This is a genomic window from Streptococcus sp. 2106, from assembly GCF_013277315.1.
Classification (GTDB): Bacteria; Bacillota; Bacilli; order Lactobacillales; family Streptococcaceae; genus Streptococcus; species Streptococcus pseudopneumoniae.
This window is the reverse complement of sequence record NZ_VMMS01000070.1, coordinates 13673-19890: the sequence shown is the minus strand read 5'-3', so window position 1 is coordinate 19890 and position 6218 is coordinate 13673. Positions and strand designations below refer to the sequence as shown.

The 6218-nt window shown below is 41.1% G+C and carries 7 protein-coding genes; all 7 read right to left on the bottom strand.

The features are described 5' to 3' along the window. Positions 1 to 199: 199 nt before the first annotated feature. A complete protein-coding gene (locus HT723_RS08015; RefSeq protein ID WP_001106783.1) occupies positions 200 to 667 on the bottom strand; it encodes an NUDIX domain-containing protein in 468 nt (155 codons plus the stop codon). A 91-nt stretch (positions 668 to 758) separates the two neighbouring features. Then, the gene (gene phoU, locus HT723_RS08010) at positions 759 to 1412 is read right to left on the bottom strand and encodes a phosphate signaling complex protein PhoU (RefSeq protein WP_172934998.1); all 654 of its coding nucleotides are present in this window, start codon (positions 1410 to 1412) and stop codon (positions 759 to 761) included. 11 nt (positions 1413 to 1423) lie between these two features. Then, a complete protein-coding gene (gene pstB, locus HT723_RS08005; protein ID WP_172934997.1) occupies positions 1424 to 2182 on the bottom strand; it encodes a phosphate ABC transporter ATP-binding protein PstB in 759 nt (252 codons plus the stop codon). Between the two features lie 12 nt (positions 2183 to 2194). Beyond that, entirely contained in the window at positions 2195 to 2998 is an 804-nt protein-coding gene (pstB, locus tag HT723_RS08000; protein WP_000109215.1) for a phosphate ABC transporter ATP-binding protein PstB, read from the bottom strand. Between the two features lie 10 nt (positions 2999 to 3008). Continuing rightward, positions 3009 to 3893, bottom strand: coding sequence for a phosphate ABC transporter permease PstA (pstA, locus tag HT723_RS07995; RefSeq protein ID WP_001201787.1), 885 nt, complete (start codon positions 3891 to 3893; stop codon positions 3009 to 3011). Then, positions 3883 to 4800: a phosphate ABC transporter permease subunit PstC gene (gene pstC / locus HT723_RS07990; protein WP_001070908.1), complete on the bottom strand. Its 918-nt coding sequence runs from the start codon at positions 4798 to 4800 to the stop codon at positions 3883 to 3885. Before pstC ends, pstA begins: the two co-directional genes overlap by 11 nt. Further along, positions 4800 to 5678, bottom strand: coding sequence for a phosphate ABC transporter substrate-binding protein PstS (gene pstS / locus HT723_RS07985; RefSeq protein WP_000746334.1), 879 nt, complete (start codon positions 5676 to 5678; stop codon positions 4800 to 4802). The genes pstC and pstS overlap by 1 nt, the downstream gene beginning before the upstream one ends. Positions 5679 to 6218: the final 540 nt, after the last annotated feature.

Below are 6218 nucleotides of genomic sequence, written 5' to 3'. Positions count from 1 at the left end.
GAGGAACCCTTGAAGCAGTTTTGTCAGCTAAACCAAGGCTAATCTTAGCCTTGGCTTTCCAGCTTAACAGCTCCAAGCCTCTTATCAAATGAAATCGAGTACTAGCTATCAGCTAGTTGAACCATCTAATTTTTAGGAGGGTTGGATGGCTAACTTCATTATAGAACTTTCACTAAAAAATAGAAATACAGTGGTTAGTTTATCTATCTATTGGGAACTTATTTTCAAAAAAATCATTTATCATATCTTGATGCTGCTGGTTTACAATTGCAATATTTTGTATGTCACTATGATCAAAAAATCCTAATTCTAAAGTTTCATCACTTGTAAAAAAATTTGTAGAGATAGAAGTTTCAGATGAAACTAAATACAAGATTGTAAGAACTTGAGCCTCATCACCATTCGGATAACTGTCTGAATATTTTGTATAAACATTTAAGAGTTTTTCCACCCTCACTTCGACTCCTGTTTCTTCATAAAACTCTCGCACTAAAGCTTCTAAAGCCGATTCTCCTAATTCAAGAGCACCACCTGGTAATCCCCACGTTCCTTTATCTGCTCGTTTTTGTAATAAAATTTTTCCTGATTGACTTAATATTCCACAGGTAAAATTTAAAATAATTTTATCTTTTCCAACTTTTTTTCTGATATTCTGTATGTAGTTCATTATTCACCTCTGACAAAGTAAACTATCTATACAATGAAAGCTTACTGTATTAAAAAGTAAGCTTTCACAATAATTTTATCCTTTGAATACTTTATAATTCGACAATCTTACCTGTTTCAAAGTAAACAACCCATTCACAGATATTTTTAGCATAGTCACCGATACGCTCCAAGTAGGAAATAACTTGGAAATAATCACGACCCGTAACAATGGCTTCTGGATTTTTCTTAATCTCTTCAGTCGCAAGGTCACGGATAGTTTCAAAATAGTGGTTAATTTGCTCATCCATGGAGGCTACCCGGTATGCGTCGTCAACAGAACCATTAAGATAAAGATCAAGTGCTGCTTCAACAACGCTTTTAACTTCACGTCCCATTTTTTGAATTTCTTCCTCTACAACTGGGATGCGCTCTTCCCCCTTCATACGGATGGTTGCCTGGGCAATGGCTACAGCGTGATCCCCCATACGCTCCACATCTGATACAGCCTTAAGGACAGTCAAGACTGTACGCAAATCTTGAGAGACTGGTTGTTGGAGTGCAATCATTTCAAATGATTTCTTTTCCAGTTTCACTTCGTATTCATTTACTTCTGCGTCATCTTCGATGACCTCTTTTGCCAGGTCACGGTCATGCGTGACAAAGGCACGCACCGTACGATTGATTTGTGAGAGCACTTCTTGTCCCATAGCGTAGAACTGGTTATGTAATTTCTCTAAATCTTCTTCAAATTGAGATCGTAACATCTTTCATCTCCTTATCCAAATTTTCCTGTAATATAGTCTTCCGTTTCCTTGTGTTGGGGATCAAGGAACATCTGCTTGGTATCATTAAATTCAATCAAATCTCCATCTAGGAAAAATCCTGTCTTATCAGAGATACGTGAAGCTTGTTGCATGGAACGGGTTACCAGAAGCATGGTGTACTTGTCTTTTAGACCATACAAGGTTTCCTCAATTTTACCAGCTGAAATCGGATCCAAAGCCGAAGTTGGCTCATCCAAGAGGATGATTTTAGGACTGGTTGCCAAGACACGGGCCACGCAGACACGCTGCTGTTGACCACCTGACAATCCAATAGCTGAATCATGTAGACGATCCTTGACCTCATCCCAGATAGAGGCACCTTGCAAGGCTTTTTCTACGGCTTCATCCAGAACCAGCTTATCCTTAATTCCATTGATACGAAGCCCGTAGACAACATTCTCATAGATAGTCATAGGGAAAGGATTAGGTTGTTTGAAAACCATTCCGATTTCCTTACGTAATTCAACCGTATCTGTACGCGGACTGTAGATGTTGTGACCATTGTACACCACGGATCCAGTTGTTGTCACCTCTGGATTGAGATCTCCCATGCGGTTGAGAGACTTGAGGAGGGTTGACTTCCCTGATCCAGATGGACCAATCAAGGCTGTAATTTCCTTAGGTTGGAAAGATAGGGAAACACTATTCAAAGCCTTCTTTTTATTATAATAAACGGACAGGTCTGATACCTGTAAAATCGCATCTGTCATACGGTTTCCTTTCTAACCAAAGTGACCAGATACATAGTCATTGGTGGACTGTAGCTTGGCATTTTGGAAAATAGTTGCAGTTTTGTCATACTCAATCAAATCACCCAAGTAAAAGAAGCCTGTATAGTCACTTGCACGAGCAGCCTGCTGCATATTATGCGTTACAATGATGATGGTAAAGTCTTTCTTGAGCTCAAACATGGTCTCTTCTAGTTGCATGGTCGCAATCGGATCCAAGGCTGAGGCTGGCTCATCCATTAAGAGGATATCTGGCTTAACAGAGATGGCACGAGCAATACAGAGACGTTGTTGCTGACCACCTGATAAGGTCAAGGCTGACTTGTGGAGATCGTCTTTAACCTGATCCCAGAGGGCAGCCTGACGAAGGGAGGTTTCTACGATTTCATCTAGGACTTGCTTATCCTTAACTCCAGCACGTTCATGCGCAAAGGTAATATTACGGTAAATTGACTTAGCAAATGGATTAGGGCGTTGAAAAACCATTCCAATGTGTTTACGCATTTCATAAACGTTGATTTCTGGACGGTTGACATCAATTCCACGATAGAGAATCTGCCCAGTTACTTTAGCAATATCAATAGTATCATTCATGCGATTGAGACTGCGTAAGTAGGTAGATTTCCCCGATCCCGACGGACCAATCAAAGCTGTAATTTTATTTCTTTCAAATTGCATATCAATCCCCTTAATGGATTCATTTTTACCATAGTAAACATGGACATCCTTAGTAGAAAGGGCTACTTTTTCTTCAGGAAAGGTAAGGATATGCTTCTCATCCCAGTTATATGTTGACATGGCTTCTCCTTTAGACAGCGGTTAATTTCTTGTGTAGATAGTTTCCGAACTTACGAGCTCCAAAGTTAAAAATCAGGATAAAGATTAGGAGCACAGCGGCAGAACCTGCTGATACAATAGTTCCATCTGGAATAGTGCCTTCACTATTGACTTTCCAGATATGGACAGCCAAGGTTTCTGCTTGACGGAAGATAGAGATGGGGCTAGTCACACTGAGGATATTCCAGTTAGACCAGTCAAGAGCTGGCGCCGATTGCCCTGCTGTATAAATCAGAGCTGCAGCTTCGCCAAAGATACGACCAGATGCCAAGACGACACCCGTTACAATACCTGGAAGCGCTTCTGGAATAACAACATGAACCACTGTCTCCCAACGAGAAATCCCAAGAGCCAGACCAGCCTCACGTTGGGTATGGTGAACATGTTTCAAACTATCCTCTACATTACGCGTCATCTGAGGCAAGTTAAAGACTGTCAAGGCCAAGGCACCTGAAATGATTGAAAATCCATACTCAAACTGGACTACAAAGATCAAGTAACCAAAGAGACCCACCACCACTGATGGTAAAGAGGACAAGATTTCAATACAAGTCCGCACAAAGTTGGTAACAGGACCTTTTTTAGCATACTCAGCCAAGTAAATCCCAGCTCCCATAGAAAGAGGTACAGAAATAATCAAAGTAATGACCAATAGGAAAAAGGAATTGTAAAGCTGAATGCCAATCCCACCACCTGCTTGAAAAGCAGAAGACCTTCCAGTCAAGAAAGACCAAGAGATATGGGGCAAGCCCCGAACCAAGATATAGAGAATCAAGGAAGCCAAGATTGTCACAATGATGCTAGCAATCGTATAGAGGACAGCTGTTGCAAGTTTATCTAATTTCTTAGCGCGCATAATTTTTCTTTCCTCTTTCTTTCGTAATCAATTTAATCACACTGTTAAAAACTAAACTCATCAAGAGCAGTACCAAGGCCAGTGACCAGAGAACATTATTATTTACAGTTCCCATGACAGTGTTCCCAATTCCCATAGTTAATATAGAAGTTAAAGTTGCAGCTGGTGTGGTCAAGGAAGTTGGGATAACAGCTGAGTTTCCGACAACCATCTGGATAGCTAGAGCCTCACCAAAGGCACGCGCCATCCCAAAGACCACTGCAGTGAAAATACCAGAACGGGCCGCCTTCAAGATCACACGCCAGATAGTCTGCCAGCGAGTGGCTCCCATAGCGAAACTGGCCTCACGATAATAACGAGGAACCGCACGCAAGCTATCCGTTGTCATAAAGGTTACGGTCGGCAAAATCATGACAAAGAGGACGGAAATCCCTGACAAAATCCCAAAACCAGTCCCACCAAAGACACTGCGAACAAAGGGAACGACGACTTGCAAGCCAATAAATCCGTACACTACTGAAGGAATCCCAACCAGGAGTTCAATAGCTGGTTGCAAAATCTTCGCCCCTTTTGGTGATACTTCGGTCATAAAAACTGCTGCACCAATAGCAAAGGGTGTTGCGATAAGGGCTGAGAGAATGGTAACGATAAAGGAACCCAAAATCATAGGAAGGGCACCAAATTCTTTACTAGAAGGATTCCAAGTTCCTCCCAAAAGAAAGTCAAAGATATTCACACCATTGACAAAGAAGGTCGACAAGCCTTTTTGCGCTACGAAAACCAAAATCATGGCCACAAGGATGACTATCAAAGAAAGACAGGCAAAGGTCAAACCTTTTCCTAATTTCTCCAGACGAGAATTCTTTGATGGAAGCAACATTTTCTTAGCTAATTCTTCTTGATTCATTATTGTCTCCCTTCCAACACTGTCACAGTTCCGGCAGCATCTTTTTCAACCTTCATTTCCTTAATCGGAATATACTTCAATCCTTTGACAATCCCTTCTTGGGTCTCATCCGAGAGAACAAAATTGAGAAATTCTGCAGCCAACTCATTGGGCTGCCCCAATGTATACATATGCTCATAAGACCACAAGGGCCAATTATTGCTACTTATATTTTCTGGACTTAAGTCATAGCCATTCAACTTCATGCTTTTGACCGAATCATCTATATAGGTAAGAGATAAATAAGAGATAGCTCCTGGACTTTTTGATACGATTGATTTTACCGCTCCATTTGAATCCTGCTCCTGACTTTGCATGGCGGACTGACCTTCCATAATGACAGTATCAAAGGTAGCACGAGAGCCAGAGCCGGCTGCCCGATTGATAACAGAGATGGGTAAGTCCTTACCACCAACCTCTTTCCAATTGGTTACCTCACCTATGAAGATTTGACGAAGTTGCTCTGTCGTTAGGTTATCAACATCGACCTCCTTATTGGCAATCAGAGCCAAGCCAGCTACCGCGACCTTGTGGTCAACAAGAGCAGAAGCATCAATTCCGTCTTTTTCCTCAGCAAATACATCTGAGTTTCCTATATCAACTGCCCCAGACTGAACCTGGGACAAGCCTGTACCAGAACCTCCCCCTTGGACATTGACCGTTTTTCCAACATGGATCGTGCCAAATTCATCTGCCGCTACTTCAACCAAGGGTTGCAAGGCAGTTGAGCCAACAGCCGTTATGGATTCTCCACGATCAATCCAGCTAGCACAGCCTACTAAACAAGCCGTCAGCCAAAAAGCGATAAGAGACAGAGCAAGCTTTTTTCTTTTTTTCACTGTTTTTCTCCTCGAAAATAATTATGAATACTGTGAATTTTTTAAGTAGTTCTTTATGAGTTGACGCATGAATTCTTACAAAATTTCTGCGCAATTGATTATTTATATAATATAGGCTATATTACTCTTTTCTAACCTCCTTTTTTCATATGTGGATAAAATCTCTTGTCTATCCCTTCCCCCATTGTCACCCATTATAGTCATTTCGTGTCTCTTTTTCCCCTTTTTAATGCAAGGAAAAGGTTACTCTCCTTAGATGATAATCCAAAAGCTAGAAAGGTATCTCAAACCTCTCTACTCTCCCAGACTAGTTTACAACTAAAAGGAAAAGATTCTATTTTATGGGAAATCTAGTTTACAAGCGGTAAGAACGCTAATAACTAAACTTCTTGTACTCTTTGAAAATCTCTTCAAACCAGGTCAGCCTTGCCTTGTTATAGGTATGTACCTATTTGGTCAGTCCTATCTACAACTTTAAAGCAATGCTTTGTAACTGACTCCGTCAGTCCTATTTGCAACCTCAAAACAGTATTTTGAGCT

What these genes read in the sequence shown, in the direction of transcription:
- pstA (WP_001201787.1), bottom strand. Translation starts at nt 3,893, where the DNA reads ATGCGCGCTAAGAAATTAGATAAACTTGCAACAGCTGTCCTCTATACG.
- phoU (WP_172934998.1), bottom strand. Translation starts at nt 1,412, where the DNA reads ATGTTACGATCTCAATTTGAAGAAGATTTAGAGAAATTACATAACCAG.
- pstB (WP_000109215.1), bottom strand. Translation starts at nt 2,998, where the DNA reads ATGTCAACATATAACTGGGATGAGAAGCATATCCTTACCTTTCCTGAA.
- pstC (WP_001070908.1), bottom strand. Translation starts at nt 4,800, where the DNA reads ATGAATCAAGAAGAATTAGCTAAGAAAATGTTGCTTCCATCAAAGAAT.
- pstB (WP_172934997.1), bottom strand. Translation starts at nt 2,182, where the DNA reads ATGACAGATGCGATTTTACAGGTATCAGACCTGTCCGTTTATTATAAT.
- HT723_RS08015 (WP_001106783.1), bottom strand. Translation starts at nt 667, where the DNA reads ATGAACTACATACAGAATATCAGAAAAAAAGTTGGAAAAGATAAAATT.